This is a genomic window from Sporosarcina thermotolerans (assembly GCF_042658975.1).
GTDB lineage: Bacteria > Bacillota > Bacilli > Bacillales_A > Planococcaceae > Sporosarcina > Sporosarcina thermotolerans.
This window is the reverse complement of the sequence record NZ_JBHSRM010000008.1, coordinates 1-15,262: the sequence shown is the minus strand read 5'-3', so window position 1 is coordinate 15,262 and position 15,262 is coordinate 1. Positions and strand designations below refer to the sequence as shown.

At 39.7% G+C, this 15,262-nt stretch carries 11 protein-coding genes; 6 read left to right on the top strand and 5 right to left on the bottom strand.

All coding sequences use genetic code 11. The features are described 5' to 3' along the window. Positions 1 to 132: 132 nt before the first annotated feature. Positions 133 to 735 carry a 30S ribosomal protein S4 gene (rpsD, locus tag ACFPZG_RS04770; protein ID WP_317941262.1) on the top strand — a complete coding sequence of 201 codons (603 nt, stop codon included), beginning with the start codon at positions 133 to 135 and terminating at the stop codon, positions 733 to 735. A gap of 111 nt (positions 736 to 846) precedes the next feature. Here rpsD and ACFPZG_RS04765 read toward each other — a convergent pair whose 3' ends face one another. Continuing rightward, positions 847 to 1,311: a MarR family winged helix-turn-helix transcriptional regulator gene (locus ACFPZG_RS04765; protein WP_283732471.1), complete on the bottom strand. Its 465-nt coding sequence runs from the start codon at positions 1,309 to 1,311 to the stop codon at positions 847 to 849. A gap of 231 nt (positions 1,312 to 1,542) precedes the next feature. Here ACFPZG_RS04765 and ACFPZG_RS04760 point away from each other — a divergent pair, with 231 nt between their 5' ends. The 3 genes from ACFPZG_RS04760 to ACFPZG_RS04750 are packed head-to-tail and all read left to right on the top strand — an operon-like array spanning position 1,543 to position 4,880. Then, on the top strand, positions 1,543 to 2,754 hold the full coding sequence (locus ACFPZG_RS04760; protein ID WP_283732472.1) for a MalY/PatB family protein: 1,212 nt from the start codon (positions 1,543 to 1,545) through the stop codon (positions 2,752 to 2,754). A 46-nt stretch (positions 2,755 to 2,800) separates the two neighbouring features. Beyond that, on the top strand, positions 2,801 to 4,192 hold the full coding sequence (locus tag ACFPZG_RS04755) for an APC family permease (protein ID WP_283732473.1): 1,392 nt from the start codon (positions 2,801 to 2,803) through the stop codon (positions 4,190 to 4,192). 28 nt (positions 4,193 to 4,220) lie between these two features. Next, complete coding sequence (locus ACFPZG_RS04750) at positions 4,221 to 4,880, top strand: carboxymuconolactone decarboxylase family protein (protein ID WP_317941263.1); 660 nt, start codon at positions 4,221 to 4,223, stop codon at positions 4,878 to 4,880. Between the two features lie 204 nt (positions 4,881 to 5,084). Here the strand turns inward: ACFPZG_RS04750 and ACFPZG_RS04745 are convergent, their stop codons facing one another. After that, on the bottom strand, positions 5,085 to 6,926 hold the full coding sequence (locus tag ACFPZG_RS04745) for a DNA ligase D (protein ID WP_317941264.1): 1,842 nt from the start codon (positions 6,924 to 6,926) through the stop codon (positions 5,085 to 5,087). Between the two features lie 101 nt (positions 6,927 to 7,027). On the opposite strand from ACFPZG_RS04745, the gene ku reads away from it, so the two are divergent. Then, positions 7,028 to 7,855, top strand: coding sequence for a non-homologous end joining protein Ku (ku, locus tag ACFPZG_RS04740; protein WP_317941265.1), 828 nt, complete (start codon positions 7,028 to 7,030; stop codon positions 7,853 to 7,855). Between the two features lie 100 nt (positions 7,856 to 7,955). On the opposite strand, the gene tyrS is transcribed toward ku, so the two are convergent. Then, on the bottom strand, positions 7,956 to 9,227 hold the full coding sequence (tyrS, locus tag ACFPZG_RS04735; RefSeq protein ID WP_283732475.1) for a tyrosine--tRNA ligase: 1,272 nt from the start codon (positions 9,225 to 9,227) through the stop codon (positions 7,956 to 7,958). 368 nt (positions 9,228 to 9,595) lie between these two features. On the opposite strand from tyrS, the gene ACFPZG_RS04730 reads away from it, so the two are divergent. Continuing rightward, complete coding sequence (locus tag ACFPZG_RS04730) at positions 9,596 to 12,571, top strand: transglycosylase domain-containing protein (protein WP_317941266.1); 2,976 nt, start codon at positions 9,596 to 9,598, stop codon at positions 12,569 to 12,571. A gap of 48 nt (positions 12,572 to 12,619) precedes the next feature. Here ACFPZG_RS04730 and acsA read toward each other — a convergent pair whose 3' ends face one another. After that, positions 12,620 to 14,338, bottom strand: coding sequence for an acetate--CoA ligase (acsA, locus tag ACFPZG_RS04725; RefSeq protein ID WP_283732477.1), 1,719 nt, complete (start codon positions 14,336 to 14,338; stop codon positions 12,620 to 12,622). Between the two features lie 172 nt (positions 14,339 to 14,510). Next, positions 14,511 to 14,969 carry a DUF4279 domain-containing protein gene (locus ACFPZG_RS04720; RefSeq protein ID WP_283732478.1) on the bottom strand — a complete coding sequence of 153 codons (459 nt, stop codon included), beginning with the start codon at positions 14,967 to 14,969 and terminating at the stop codon, positions 14,511 to 14,513. Positions 14,970 to 15,262: the final 293 nt, after the last annotated feature.

Sequence of the window (15,262 nt, the reverse complement as noted above, 5' to 3'; positions counted from 1 at the left end):
TTTCAACAAGGTGCATCGTGTAACCTCGAGGCTGCTGAGGCGAGGATGCAAGAAATAGAATGGCACAAGGATTGAATACATCTGGTTCTTATTTTACAACAAAATAAAACCAAAATAGAGGAGGAGTCTCTTATGGCTCGTTATACAGGTCCATCTTGGAAACTTTCCCGTCGTCTTGGCGTTTCGCTAAGCGGTACAGGAAAAGAAATCGAAAAACGCCCTTACGCACCAGGACAACACGGTCCTACTCAACGTAAAAAACTTTCCGAATACGGAATGCAATTACAAGAAAAACAAAAACTTCGTTTCATGTTCGGCGTGAACGAACGTCAATTTAAAACTGTTTTCAACAAAGCTGGTAAAATGCCTGGTAAACACGGTGAAAACTTCATGATTCTTCTTGAAACTCGCCTTGACAACCTTGTATACCGCATGGGTCTTGCACGCACTCGTCGTGCAGCACGCCAACTTGTTAACCACGGTCACATCATGGTTGACGGCAAGCGCGTTGATATCCCATCTTACAGCGTAAAAATTGGTCAAGAGATCTCTCTTCGTGAAAAATCTCAAAACCTTGATGTTGTTAACGAAGCTCTTGAAGTGAACAGCTATGTTCCTGAGTACGTTACTTTCAATGCTGACACTAAAGTCGGTTCATTCGTACGTATGCCTGAGCGCAGCGAACTTGCTGCTGAAATTAACGAAGCTCTTATCGTTGAGTTCTACTCTCGTTAATATTAAGAATCATAAAAGCTTTAGAAACCTTGATCCGTCAAGGTTTCTAAAGCTTTTTTTCTGCTGATAAATAATGGATTCGGAATGAAATCAATCTGAATCCTTCAGCCATCATTTGAAACCACTATTCCATTTTGCCTGATCAATAATTGATCTGGATATCATAATGTAATTCTTAAAATCATCGGTTGTAAATTGATTTAGTTTACTTAAATGATATTCATATTCCTCTTTATCAAGCTCTTTATGATAATCATAAACCACACTCCCCTTGGCTGTTAATTCAATAATAACCTCTCGATTATTATTAGGGTTTTTATATTTAACGGCTAACCCTTTATTAACGAGTTTATCAACCATTTGGGAAACGGCACCTTTCGTGCGATTAGTAATAGTAGCAATCTCTGAAGTAGTTGTTTTTATTTTGTCTCCAATTAAATTAAGCGTATGAACCTCCACCATATAAAGTTCATCCTCAGTTCCATATTTCCTTGGGACACTTTCGTAGGAACTAATAAATCGAGACACCTCATAAAGCGTTTCCATAAGTTCAAAAAAAACTTCCTCTCTTTCCAAATTTCCACCTACTTTCATTGTGAAGCTTATCATTATAACTGATTGTAGCATAGATTAAGAGTTGTATTTCATTCTATAACGCTTTATTAAGATACGATTTACATTATTTAAAAGATATCGAAAATACTGTTGACAATAAAATGGTTTAGGTGCTAAACTGTTTTTGAAACAAAATGTAAGCGCTTTTATTCATTACGAGTATCGATTATCAAACCAAGGGGGAGAAAGAGGATGAAATACAATTTTGATGAAATGGTAGATCGAAGAAATACTTATTCTTTAAAATGGGATGGTGGTGACTTAATTAAACAGGTTGGTTTAACAGAGAGGTATGATAATGAGACAATTCCATTATTTACAGCTGATATGGATTTACCTGTCCCGCAACCATTGATAGATGCGCTTCACAAAACTGTTGAGCATCGTATTTTTGGGTATTCCGTTTTTCCTGATGAGTACTATGATTCTATTCAGCATTGGTTTAGAAAGAGACATGACTGGACAATCAAAAAGGAGGAAATCGTATATAGCCCTGGAACAGTTCATGCATTGAATATAGCTGTAAAAGCATTAACCAATCCTGGGGATGGCGTCATTATTCAACCACCTGTTTATCCTCCATTTACAACAGCTGTAGAAGGGAATGGCAGGGTTGTAAGACATAACGCCATGAAATGTGATTCTGAAGGCTATTACTCAATTGATTTTGAGGATTTTGAAGCAAAAGCCAAAGAAGAAAACACAAAAATGTTTATTCTATGTAATCCCCATAATCCTACCGGAAGAATTTTTACTGTAGAAGAATTGAAAAAGCTCTCTGATATTTGTGCAGAAAATGATGTCATCATTGTTGCTGATGAAATTCATGGGGATCTTATAAGAAAGAATCAAACCTTTACTCCTTTAGCAAAGATTGCGGACAATACAGATCATATTATTACTTGTACAGCAATTAATAAAACTTTTAATGTCGCTGGGCTTCATTGTACAAATGTCATCATCTCAAATACAGAGATGAGAAACACCTTTACTGAAGCAATGGGTATGCAGCTACCATCTCCGTTTACAGTTTCAGCTCTTATTGCTGTCTACAACGAAGGAGAAGAATGGCTAGAGCAATTAAATCAATATATTGATGACACCATGGATTATGTGAAGAGTTTCTTAGCAGAGAACTTGCCTACAGTAAAAGTGAACATTCCCGAAGGAACCTACGTTATGTGGCTGGATTTTAGGGGTTATGGACTCTCATCTAAAGAGGTTCATGATCGTATTTACAATAAAGCGAATGTCTTACTTGAGGATGGGGATATGTTCGGAGATGGTGGAGAAGGTTTTCAAAGAATTTGCATTCCATCACCTCGTCCACTCATAAAAGAAGCACTTGAAAGAATCGCTTTGGAATTTCAGGATGTAGAAGCTATAAATCTTATAAAAGCATAGGAAGTATAATAAACAATTACATTGGGAACACAAATGGGGGAAAAACATGGAACATACACATACACAAGCTGTCGTAACCGAAAATATTCCGATAACAGAGCAAAAACAATCTTCAACTAAAGATCTAAAAAGAGTTTTAGGTAGAGGGGACCTAATGTCCATTGCAATCGGACAAATTATTGGGGCTGGGCTATTCGCATTGGCTGGAGTAGCCATTGGCATGACTGGAAAGTCTGTAAACATTGCGTTCATGATTGCCGCAGTGTTTGTTATCATTATGGCATTTACCCAGATTGTAGTTGCTGGAACGGTTCGATTGAGGGGTGGGTTTTATACACAAGCAGCACTTCTTGTTGGGAATCGATTTGCTGGATTCTATACAATTATCTATATAATAACTAATATTTCAATAGCAATGTATGCTTTATCCTTTGCAGACTATTTCTTAGCGCTAATTCCTGGAATAAATTCTACATTAATTGCTGTTACAATCCTGACCATTTTTTATTTAGCGAATTTATTTGGTGTAAAAGAAGCAGCTAAGGTACAAACGATTATGGTTATTGTTATGGCTTTAGCATTAACGTTATTCGTTGTTTTCGGGATGCCGCATATTCAGCCTGGTTATTTTTCAGGTGCAGAGTTCATGCCAGGAGGAATTACAGGATTGTTTGCTGCTGCTGCCTTGTTGACTTTTGCGACAGGTGGAGCTTCTGTTGTTATAAACTTTGGTGCAGAAGCAAAAAATCCAACAAAAGATATCCCATTCGTTTTGATCGTTTCAACGGTTTTAGTTGCAATAATCTATGCTTTTATCGCTACAGTTGCTGCAGGTGTATTGCCTATTAGCGAAGTTGCAAATAAACCGCTAACTGTTGTAGCCTTTGAAATTTTACCTTATCCAATATATGTATTCTTTATTGTTGGCGGCGCCATGTTTGCTTTGGCCACAACTCTAAATGCGACATTAGGATGGGTAACGAAACCGGTGCTTCAAGCTAGTATTGACGGATGGCTTCCAAAACGGTTAGGAGCAATTAATGAAAAATATAAAACTCCACATATACTGTTAACCATCTTTTACATTTTGGGGTTAATCCCGATTATTACCGGCTGGAATATAGGTGGAATAGCAAGTTTTGCACTAATTCTAAATAATGTTTTACTCCTAGTACTTTCAATCGCTACAGTTAGATTACCGAAAGTAGTTCCTGATTTGTGGGCAAAATCGAAGTTTCGCACTTCAAAAACAACCCTTTGGATCATAAGTATTTTAGCCACATTGACATCTGGCTTCCAAGTTTACTTATTATCTAAGGATTTAAGCATAAATTTGGTTCTGGGAAACATTGTAATACTTGCTCTTGCAAGTTCATATGCAATTTGGAAATACAAATCTGGTAAAGTTCAAATGGAAATAAGCTACGAAGAAGATTGACTATGTTTTTTTAACTGGAGGCTATAAATTGACAAACAATAGTTTATTTCAAAAATCAAATGCTAGTAGATTAATGGAGTTAGGAAAACTTGCCCCGGACACATTCAAAGCATTTATTGCATTTGATCGATTAGCTTTAGCAGAAGGTCTTATTCCGAAGAGAACTAAGGAACTAATTGCTGTAGCAATTGCGCATGTAACGGGCTGTCCTTACTGCATTGAAGCACATGTAACAGCAGCTAAAAAATTAGAAGCTTCTAAAGAGGAAATCCAAGAAGCAATTATGGTTGCTACGGCTTTAAAAGCTGGTTCCGCACTAGCCCATGGCTTAAACGGACTAAACGCTTATGATGGAGCTGAAGAGGACTATGATCTATATAGTAGATCAAATATGTTGCGATTTAAGGAATTCGGCGCGTTAAACCCCGAAACATTTAAATCCTTCAATAAATTTGATATGGAAGCCATGAAACCGGGATTAATAAGTAGAAAAGATAAAGAACTTATGGCAATTGCAGTTGCTCATGTTACTGGTTGTGCCTATTGTATTGAACTACACACAAAAAAAGCGAAAGAGTTAGATATTTCCATGGAGGAGATTACTGAGGCGATTTTTGTAGCCACAGCATTAAAAGCAGGTTCTGCTCTAGCCCTTAGCGTTAATGCATTAAATGCATTTGAAGGGTAATGACAGAGTTAAAAGACACTTCACTGATGAATGGAAGGAATTAGAGTAATAAAAAAGGTGCTTTACCATCAAGTTTAAATCAAAACTGTTCATTTATAACGCAAGAATACTGATATAACAGCATTCTTGCGTTATTTTTTTTGCTTTTTCCAACGCCGTTTTTCTTAAAATTTCCTCCGATATTGCTTTTGCAATATCAAGGGGTTATTTTTCCTCTAACAACTCTTTCAACTGCTCAAGTACGACTGCAAACGGCTGCGCCTCCCCCACTTTCCTGAATTCCCTAAATAGGTCACCGATTGTTTTCATCCGTTCCATCACGGTATTTATTGTAAATTGCTCAGGTCTTAATGATTCCCCTACCTCTTCCCACTTCAACGGCGTAGCGATTGTCCCTATTTCGGTACCCCTCGGCGAATAAGGAGCTACAATCGTTTTTCCTTCGTGGTGTTGGACATAATCCAGGTAAAGTTTGTTTCCTCTGTTTTTCTTCAACCGCTCCGTCGTAAACCATTCCGGTTCTTGGTCGCATAGGAAGTCCGAGACGAATTTTGTAAAGATGCGGGTTTCATCATAGGTGAAGGTGTTGAATGGGATCGGAATATATAGTTGCAACCCTTTACCGCCAGATGTTTTGACGAAGGAAGTTAGTTGGAATTGATCGAATATCGCTTTTAAACGTACTGCTGCCTCAACGGATAGGGAAAATTCTTCGACGGAGGGTGGGTCCAAATCGAAGACGATTTCTGTCGGCATTTTTGTATCGATTGTTTGAAAGGGAATATGGAATTCGAGCGCAAGTTGGTTCCCTAACCAAAGTAATGTCGTGATATCATTGCAAACGATGTAGTCAATATCTTCATCCCTTGAAGTTTTCACAAAATCGGGAGCATAATCAGGAACGCTTTTTTGATAGAATTTTTCACCGGGAACACCGTGAGGAAAACGTATTAGTGTGAGATGCCGTTCTTGAAGGAACGGAAGCATGAATGGTGCCGCCATTTGCAAATATAGTAAGTAGTCGTCCTTCTCTATGCCACTCTTAGGCCAAACCGGCTTGTCGGGATGCGTGACTTGGACTTTCTCTGGAATCGGATTCAACTGTCTTAGCATATGCCGCCACTCACATTCTTCTGGGTTCATTTCAAATGCAAAAGAGTGGAACCTTGGCTCACGCAAATGCTTCCCGTCAAAGCTGATGCAATTTATGTTCGCACAGATAGAAGGTGCAATTTCATAAACGGAATCGCCAATGTTTATCCCATTCGAGAGAAATAATTCGCTTAACGTTTTCATTTCCTCGTCTGTCATACCATGCTTGAATGTTACCACCTCAATGACCTTGCCTTCATGATAGACAGCACCCGTAAAGAATCCATTCACCTGTTCATATTTCGTTATAATAATTGAAACTTGCCGCCAGTTTTTCACTTTCAACCATTGATTCGTCCGTTTTTCGTTGCTCCAAATGCTTTTCTTTTGCTTGGCAATGATCCCTTCCCCATTGCTGATTCTGACGTGATTCCACAATACCTTCTCCTCAGTGAATGTTTCTATCAATTGAAGGAGGCTTTCGTGCCGATACTGAACCTGGCATGGCAGCTCCATTTTTTCGAAGCACTTTTTAAGTTCCATTTTTCTCTTTTCAAGTGCGGACTTGGCCATATCCTTCCCCTTGAAAGTGATAAGATCGAAGACGATATATTGGCATGGGAAGGCCATCGAATGTTGAGCGATCACTTCTTTCTTCCGCATCCTCCCCCTCGTTTGCACGAAGGAGAATTCGCTTCTGAAATCGTTTTGCAAACAGACCAATTCCCCGTCAAAAACAATAGGCAGGAATGGTTTGATCAAATGTTCAATTCGACGGCAAGCTTCTATAATTTCTGGAAACATATCATTTAGCCGTTTTTCATTCCTACTGAATAGTTGGATTCCTTCTTTATTCCAATGAAGAATTGCTCGGAAACCGTCGTATTTCGTTTCATAAATCCATTCTTTCCCTACTGGTATTTCATTTGCATCAGACATTAACATTGGTTTCATTACATCGCTCTCCACTGTTTTTCTTAGTGTTAGACCGATTTCATTTCGTATACATAGGAATGAAAGATGCTCTCATACTAAAAATAAAAGCAGGTGACTTTATGCACACAGTATGGAAAGGCAGCATCAGTTTCGGATTAGTCAATATTCCAATCAAACTCCATGCAGCTACGGAAAATAATGATATTAAATTGCGCCAACTTCACAAGGAGTGCAATTCACCGATTAGTTATCAAAAGGTATGCCCTGTTTGTGATAGAGAAGTTCAGAATGAAGATATCGTGAAGGCATATGAGTATACAAAAAATAAGTTCGTCGTACTGGATGATGAAGAGTTAGAGAAGTTGAAGAAAGAAAATGAAGATAAAGCTGTGGAAATTATTGATTTTGTGAAGTTGGAGGAGATTGATCCAATTTATTTTGAAAAAAGCTATTTCATGGCACCCGATGCGAACGGCGGAAAGGCATACGCTTTATTGCGCAAGGCCTTAAAGGACTCCGGTAAAATTGGTGTAGCCAAAATCATTATCCGTTCGAAAGAGCAATTGGCTGTGTTGAGGGTTTATGAAGAGGCATTATTGATGAATACAATCCACTTTCCTGACGAAGTCAGAAATGTAGAGGATGTCGGGAATATTCCGAGCGAGGATACAGTCGTGCAAAAAGAACTGGATACCGCACTTTTATTGGTCGATCAACTGACGACTGTATTTGACCCGACAAAATATACTGATGAGTACAGAACGGCATTGATGGAATTGATTGAGGAGAAAAAGTCAGGCAATGCTACTGTTGCTGCGAAAGAGAAACAGCCAATTTCGCCATCGAATACAACCGATTTAATGGCTGCATTGCAAGCGTCTCTTGATAAGACTAAAAAGAAGAAACCCGCGTCTAGAAAACGGACGACCGCGAAGAAGAATGCATGAAAATGTGAGGGGTTTATGCGTTATCACCGACTCTCGAGCGTTTATCACCGACTTCCTTTCAAAAAAAAGGCCAATCCCCCACAGGATTGGCCATTATGCATTAAATAAACTTCACCATTTTATAATTTTTCTTACCACGGCGGACAATTGTAAACGCATTGTCTAAACGATCAGCAGCTGTCACTTCATATGCTGTATCTGTCACCTTTTCACCATTCAACGATATCGCACCATTCGTCACGTCTTCCCTCGCTTGGCGTTTAGAAGGTGACACACCCGCTTCTACGATGAATTCGACGATATTCTTATCAGCCAACTCCATTTCAAATGTCGGAACATCCTTGAATGCATCTCTCATTTCCTCGACCGTCAGCGCCTTCAAATCTCCGCTGAACAATGCTTTCGAAATACGAATTGCTTGATCCAAAGCATCTTGACCATGGATAAGACGCGTCATTTCTTCCGCCAATGTTTGTTGCGCTTTTCGTAGATGCGGTTCCTCTTGAACGGAAACTTCCAGTACCTCAATTGCTTCTCTTTCAACAAACGTAAAGATTTTCAAATACTTGATAACGTCTGAATCGGCTGTGTTGATCCAGAATTGATAGAACTCATATGGAGATGTCTTTTCAGGATCCAACCAAACAGATCCGCCCGCTGTTTTACCAAACTTCGTGCCATCCGCTTTCGTTACAAGTGGCATAGTGATTCCGAATGCTTTCGCTTCATCATTATGTGTTTTTCTTATAATTTCAAGCCCTGTTGTAATATTGCCCCATTGGTCTGAACCACCAATTTGCAAACGGCAATTATACTTATCGTAAAGATGGCTGAAGTCAGAACCTTGAACGAGCATATACGAAAATTCGGTAAAGGAAATACCTGTTTCCAAACGGGATGCAACGTTCTCCTTAGCTAACATATAATTGATGCTTAACAGCTTTCCATAATCACGGAGGAAGCTAATAGCGGACATTTCTCCGAACCAGTCTTTATTATCGACTAAAATAGCCGCGTTTTCGTTTTCATTGCCGAAATCAAAAATATTCTCTAACTGTTTACGGATACCCGCCACGTTTTTCGCAATTTGTTCTTCAGAAAGTAGTTGGCGCTCGTCAGCTTTGAATGATGGATCACCAATCATTCCTGTCGCTCCACCGACAAGAACAATCGGACGGTGGCCATGTTTTTGAAAACGACTAAGCGTTAGAAATGGAACGATATGCCCAATGTGCAAGCTGTCCGCCGTTGGATCTGTTCCGCAATATAATGAAATCTTTTCTTCATTCAATACCTTTTCAAGACCCTCTTCATCAGTCGACTGGTATAAGAGGCCTCTCCATTTCAAGTCCTCTATTAACTCGTTCGTCATCCTAATCCCTCCAATAAAATAAAAAAGCCCCTACACGATTCCACTGGAAATCATGCAGGGACGTTATGAAATAGTTCATTTAACGCGGTACCACCCGGCTTGAGAATATCAAAATAATTCTCCGCTCAAAGACGCATTATCGCCGCGTACGCGTCGCACTCCAAAGCTGTAATTCGTCAACGATACCCCGGACAACTTTCACCAACCGTTGCCTCTCTAAACGGATTTATCGCCGCTACTTCGGCTCCTTCACCATACGAAAAATTATATAATCCTTATTGTAATCTAAAATATCCGATTGTCAAACATTTTATATTGATTTGCCCGAAATGTGCTATAATAGGAAGGATTTTAGGGGGGATGAAATTTTGAACAAAAAACGTAAAAACAGGATTGACTTAATAGAAGAAAAATTTGAAGCGTTGAAGAATAAAGGGTGGGCAAAAGGTGTTCGTATTACTTCTGGGGTAGTTTGGAATCTCTTCCTTCTATTCCTTATCTTTGGGTTGACACTCGGAGTTTTTGCAACTTCCGTTGGAGCCGGTTACTTTGCTTCACTTGTTGCGAAAGAGCCCCTTCGATCCAAAACTGAAATGCGTAACGCCATTTTCAACTACGAAGAGACATCAGAAATCTATTTTTCAAATGATATATACTTGGGTAAAGTAAACTCTGATATTGAACGGAAACTAACTACTTTAAAAGATGTTTCTCCATTCGTCATTGATGCCGTATTGGCAACGGAAGATGAATACTTTGAAACACATAATGGAATTGTTCCAAAAGCGATTTTCCGTGGACTTTTCCAAGACGTTACAAACTCTTCGAGTCAGACGGGTGGTTCGACCTTAACACAGCAGTTAATAAAGAACCAAATACTGACGAATGAAGTTTCATATGAACGGAAGGCGAAAGAAATTCTTCTTGCCATGCGAATTGAGCATTTTATGGATAAAGAGGAGATAATGGAAGCCTATTTAAATATCATTCCATATGGTAGAAACGCTATGGGGCAAAATATTGCAGGAATCGAAACTGCTGCTGAAGGGATTTTCGGCATTCCAGCAAAAAATCTTAATCTTCCCCAAGCGGCGTACATCGCTGGAATACCGCAAGCACCTTTTGCCTATACACCATTTCTTAGCAGTTATTATGGTGGTGGAAAGAAAAACGAAAAAAATATCAAACCTGGAATTGATCGGATGAAAACTGTCCTTTTCAGGATGAAAGAAACAGGTTATATTACAGAAAAACAATATGAAGAAGCAATCAATTACGATATTACAAAGGACTTTAGGGAAAAAACGTTGCGAGCAACAGAAAGATACCCTTATTTAACGCAGGAAATCCAAGAAAGAACTAAAGATATTTTTGCGGAAATGCTTGCTAAAAAAGACGGAATCGATCCAGAACGCTTTGAAGAAGATGATAAAGTCAAAGGAAAATATAAGATACTTGCTGAACGTGAAATGCGTACAGGCGGATACCGAATCTATTCAACAATCGATAAGACTCTCTATGATGAAATGAATAAAGTTGCTGAGGAATTCGAATATTACGGGTTTACATATACTCGCGAAGAAAAGGACCTCAGTACAGGGGAAGTCGTATTGAAAGATGACCCCGTTCAAGTTGGGGCCATCATGCTTGAAAACAATACAGGTCGTATACTATCCTTCGTAGGCGGACGTGATCATCAGTTGATGGCACTGAACCATGCCACACAAGCATTTAGACAAAACGGTTCCTCGATGAAACCACTTCTTGTCTATGCTCCCGCAATCGAATATGGGGTTATCGGAGCGGGCAGTCCAGTAGTCGATGTCAAATTTGATATAAAAGTTGGCAATGATGATTGGAGTCCATCAAACTATTACGCTGATTTGGAAAACGGGATAATCCCAGCAAGAAAGGCACTTTCCGAATCACTGAACCTTCCTACAGCGCGGTTATACAATGAAATTATTGATAAGCGGCCTGCTGAATTTCTAAAGAAAATGAATTTTACGAAACTACACGCCGAAGATTATGTGAACTATTCCACATCATATGGTGGGATGAAGATTGGGGTAAGTGTCGAGGAAAATACAAATGCTTTTGCAACTTTTGCAAACGGTGGGAAGTTTATCAAATCGTATATCATTGACCGAATCGAGGATATGAACGGCAACATCGTTTATCAACATGAAGTAAAACCGGTTGATGTATTTAGCCCTGAGACTGCCTATATCATCACCGATATGCTAAGAGATGTCGTAAAGCCTGGAGGTACAGGACAACAAGTGCCTGGCTTTATGAACTTCAATACAGATCTTGCTGCAAAAACAGGTACAACAAATGGATATGGGGATGCTTGGTTGGTCGGTTATAATCCTAATGTTTCGCTTGGTCTATGGTTTGGATATAAAGACCATACGCGAAAATTGTACACGAGGGGAACCGGGCAAATGCATCCGACGACCCGAACGACAATGCTATTTAGTCGATTATTGAACAAGGCAAATGAAGTGAAACCTGACATTATAGGTGCTGGCGACTCATTTAAGCAACCTGAAGGAGTAGTTTCTAAACCATTCTGTGCGATTTCGGGACTGGCCCCGTCTGAGGCTTGTTCAAATGCTGGTTTAATCAGATCTGACCTATTCAATTCGAAAGTAATGTTACCAACTGAGCCTGATGACAGCATAATCGATGCCTCCTATGTTTCTGTCAAAGGCAGCCGGTATATGTCACTTCCATCTACCCCTTCTGAATTCATTGTTGCAGGTGGTACTGGAGTAAGCCAAAGCTATATTGACAGGATGCTTGGATCTTGGGGCGGCGATGCCTCAAAACTATTCCCGTCCTCGTCCATATTCTCATCAGGTGTTGTATCGGGGGCGGAATTCCCAGCCGACGATGTTGCTCCAGCGGGGGTAAGCGCGTCAATCGAAGGTTCAAATTTAGTTTGGACTGAATCTTCATCGAACGATATTATCGGTTATTATGTTTTCCAAAATAACACTAAGATAGCTACAGTGTTCGATGGATCGGCTAATTCTATATCTGTAGGACCTGGCACTTACCATGTCAAAGCTGTAGATATAACTGGTCTTTTATCTGAAGCATCGAATAGTATTACAGTTGAAAGCCCAGAGCCACCAGAACCACCAGCAACTGAGCCTGACGAGGACAAAGAAGATGATAAAACAGAACCAACCCCTCCTCCAGGTAATGATGAAGGCGATGATGGCGATGAAACTGGAAATAATGGGAATAGCGATAATAAGGGTAACAAAGGAAATGGAAACAACGGAAATAACGGTAATAAAAAGCCGCCATCCGGAAATGATGACGACGATTAAGAAAATGGGACCCCATAACTTCATGGGGTCCCTTTTATATTGGTTTTATTAATCTTCCATTGTAGACAAATCACCTTCAGGCAAGTTCAGTTCCCAAGCCTTCAATACACGGCGCATGATTTTTCCGCTTCGTGTCTTAGGTAGTTTATCTTTAAATTCGATTTCACGCGGAGCCGCATGTGCTGCAAGCTCTTTCTTGACGAACTGCTTAATATCATCGGAAAGTTCTTCAGATGGTTCATATCCTTCATGAAGTGCAACAAAAGCTTTAATGATTTCTCCACGGACCGGATCCGGCTTCCCAATCACTCCAGCCTCGACAATCGCAGGATGTTCAAGTAACTTGCTTTCCACTTCAAAAGGACCTACTCGCTCTCCACTTGTCATGATGACGTCATCAACACGACCTTGGAAGAAGAAATAGCCATCTTCATCCATATAAGCAGAGTCGCCTGATACATACCACTCATTATTCATGAAATAAGAATCATATTTCTCCGGGTTATTCCAAATAGCACGCATCATAGCTGGCCAGCCTTTTTTAATCGCCAAATTCCCCATTCGATTTGGAGGTAATACTTGTCCACGATCATCTACTATAGCAGCTTCAATTCCAGGAACCGGTTTCCCCATCGACCCGGGCTTTATAGGCAAAGACCCGAAATTACATATTGTTTGGGCACCAGTTTCTGTCATCCACCATGTATCATGGATTCTCAGTTTGAAAACTTCCATCCCCCAACGAATTACTTCTGGATTGAGTGGCTCACCAACTGATAAAATATGTCTTAAGGATGAGAGATCATACTTTTCCAATGGTCCCGCTCCTGCTCCCATCAGCATGCGAAATGCTGTAGGCGCACTGTACCAAACAGTTACACCATAGTCTTGAATGGCTTCATACCAGCTATCCGTTGAAAACCTTCCTCCAAGGATCAGCGATGTTGCTCCAGCAAGCATTGGTCCAAAGATTCCATAGGCTGTCCCAGTAACCCATCCAGGATCCGCTGTACACCAGAAGATATCTTCATCCTTTAAATCCATAACCCATTTTGTCGTCTGCAATTGTTGCACCATCGCCTCTTGTACATGAAGCACACCCTTCGGTTTCCCCGTCGATCCCGAAGTATAATGAAGCAACGTCGGAGATTCTCGTTCCATCCATTCGACCTGAAAGTATGGGGACGCTTCTTTAAAATGTTTCATGAAGTCAACATGCAATGTATCCTCTTCAATATTCTCTCCCACAAGAAATATTGTTTTTAAGTGAGGTAATTTTTCAACAGGTATCCTGCCGACCAATTCGGGTGTTGTAACAATCGCTTTTGCTTCACTATCAGATAGGCGATCGTATACTGCCCCCTCCATGAACGCCTCGAACAACGGCCCAACAATCGTACCCATTTTAAGGGCACCAAGTATTGAAAAATACAATTCTGGAGATCTTGGCATGAATACAAAAAGACGATCTCCTTTTTCCAATGTTGAATGATTTCGTAACACATTGGCAGCTTTATTTGACATTCTCTTCATCTCATTAAAAGTATAGGCCTCTTTACGATTTGCATCTTTGTAATAAAGCGCCACTTTATTTTTTCGATAGGAATCGGCATGTCGATCCACAGCCTCATACGCGATGTTAATGAGCCCGGTCTTATGCCAGCTGAATTCCTTCTCTGCCTCTGACCATTGAAATTCCTTCGCTGTTTGGTCATAATCCTGCAATTGATAATCCCCCTGCATTACAGGTAACATTTTACTCTCCATTCCTATCACCCTTTCAAAGAACATTTGACCCCTACTATTTTACAGTAATTCTTCTATATTAGCTAACATTTTGGTATATTTTGATTGTTTTATAAGTTTGCTTCTCTTCTTATGCAAGAAAAAAAGCGCCCGTGGGACGCTTCCATTGCATGCTTATATTGAATATGGATTGTTAGTGTAATCCGCTAAGGTTTTCATCATAAGGGTTCGCATACAAATCAATATCAAATTCAGCTTTTATACTATTTGCAAATTCAACCTGTTCATTATCAATATGCAAACCAGGTGTATACCCATTTTCCATTACTATGACAATTGAAAAGTGGCACTCTAACTTAAACTCCGCTTTCAATTGATTTATTAATTCCCTTTTACCTATCAACTGTCCTAATACTGGATCCATTTGGTTTTTCACGTCAATAGACTCCTGATATCCTGTGCTTAATTCCCAAGCTGTTTCTTTTCGGTAATGAATGCCTGTTGAAGTAACGTTTTGATTAAAGGGTCTTTTAATAGCATCACCCTTTTTATAGGTTTTTGTAGGTTCAATTCCCAATGTTTCTGTCACTAAGTCGATTGGAAAATCTTCACCATATATACTGAAATATACCATTACTTGAGTTTTGTCCAAATAAAACTTTCCCTTCGGATCTTCTACCCATCATTATATAAATAACCGAACTAAACGCTTTTCAATTTGAAATTCAAATTCTCTAATGCATAGGTTAGTTTCAGCATCGAGAAGATTGATCTCAATTGATATGGAGTCCCAGCTTTCTAAATAAGTGCGTTCCACGGATTTTTGAAAACCTCTTACTTCGGAACGCTTTTTCAAATAGTAAGGTTTTTCATGAGTTGAACCTCTCGCCACTTAACAAACTTGCAGTTTGTTTGAAGTGGGAGATTCCTAAGAACACTGACGTA

Bases quoted from the DNA above. Each gene is read 5' to 3' on its own strand.
- tyrS (WP_283732475.1), bottom strand. From the start codon at position 9,227: ATGACGAACGAGTTAATAGAGGACTTGAAATGGAGAGGCCTCTTATAC.
- ku (WP_317941265.1), top strand. From the start codon at position 7,028: ATGCACACAGTATGGAAAGGCAGCATCAGTTTCGGATTAGTCAATATT.
- acsA (WP_283732477.1), bottom strand. From the start codon at position 14,338: ATGGAGAGTAAAATGTTACCTGTAATGCAGGGGGATTATCAATTGCAG.
- ACFPZG_RS04745 (WP_317941264.1), bottom strand. From the start codon at position 6,926: ATGAAACCAATGTTAATGTCTGATGCAAATGAAATACCAGTAGGGAAA.
- rpsD (WP_317941262.1), top strand. From the start codon at position 133: ATGGCTCGTTATACAGGTCCATCTTGGAAACTTTCCCGTCGTCTTGGC.
- ACFPZG_RS04755 (WP_283732473.1), top strand. From the start codon at position 2,801: ATGGAACATACACATACACAAGCTGTCGTAACCGAAAATATTCCGATA.
- ACFPZG_RS04760 (WP_283732472.1), top strand. From the start codon at position 1,543: ATGAAATACAATTTTGATGAAATGGTAGATCGAAGAAATACTTATTCT.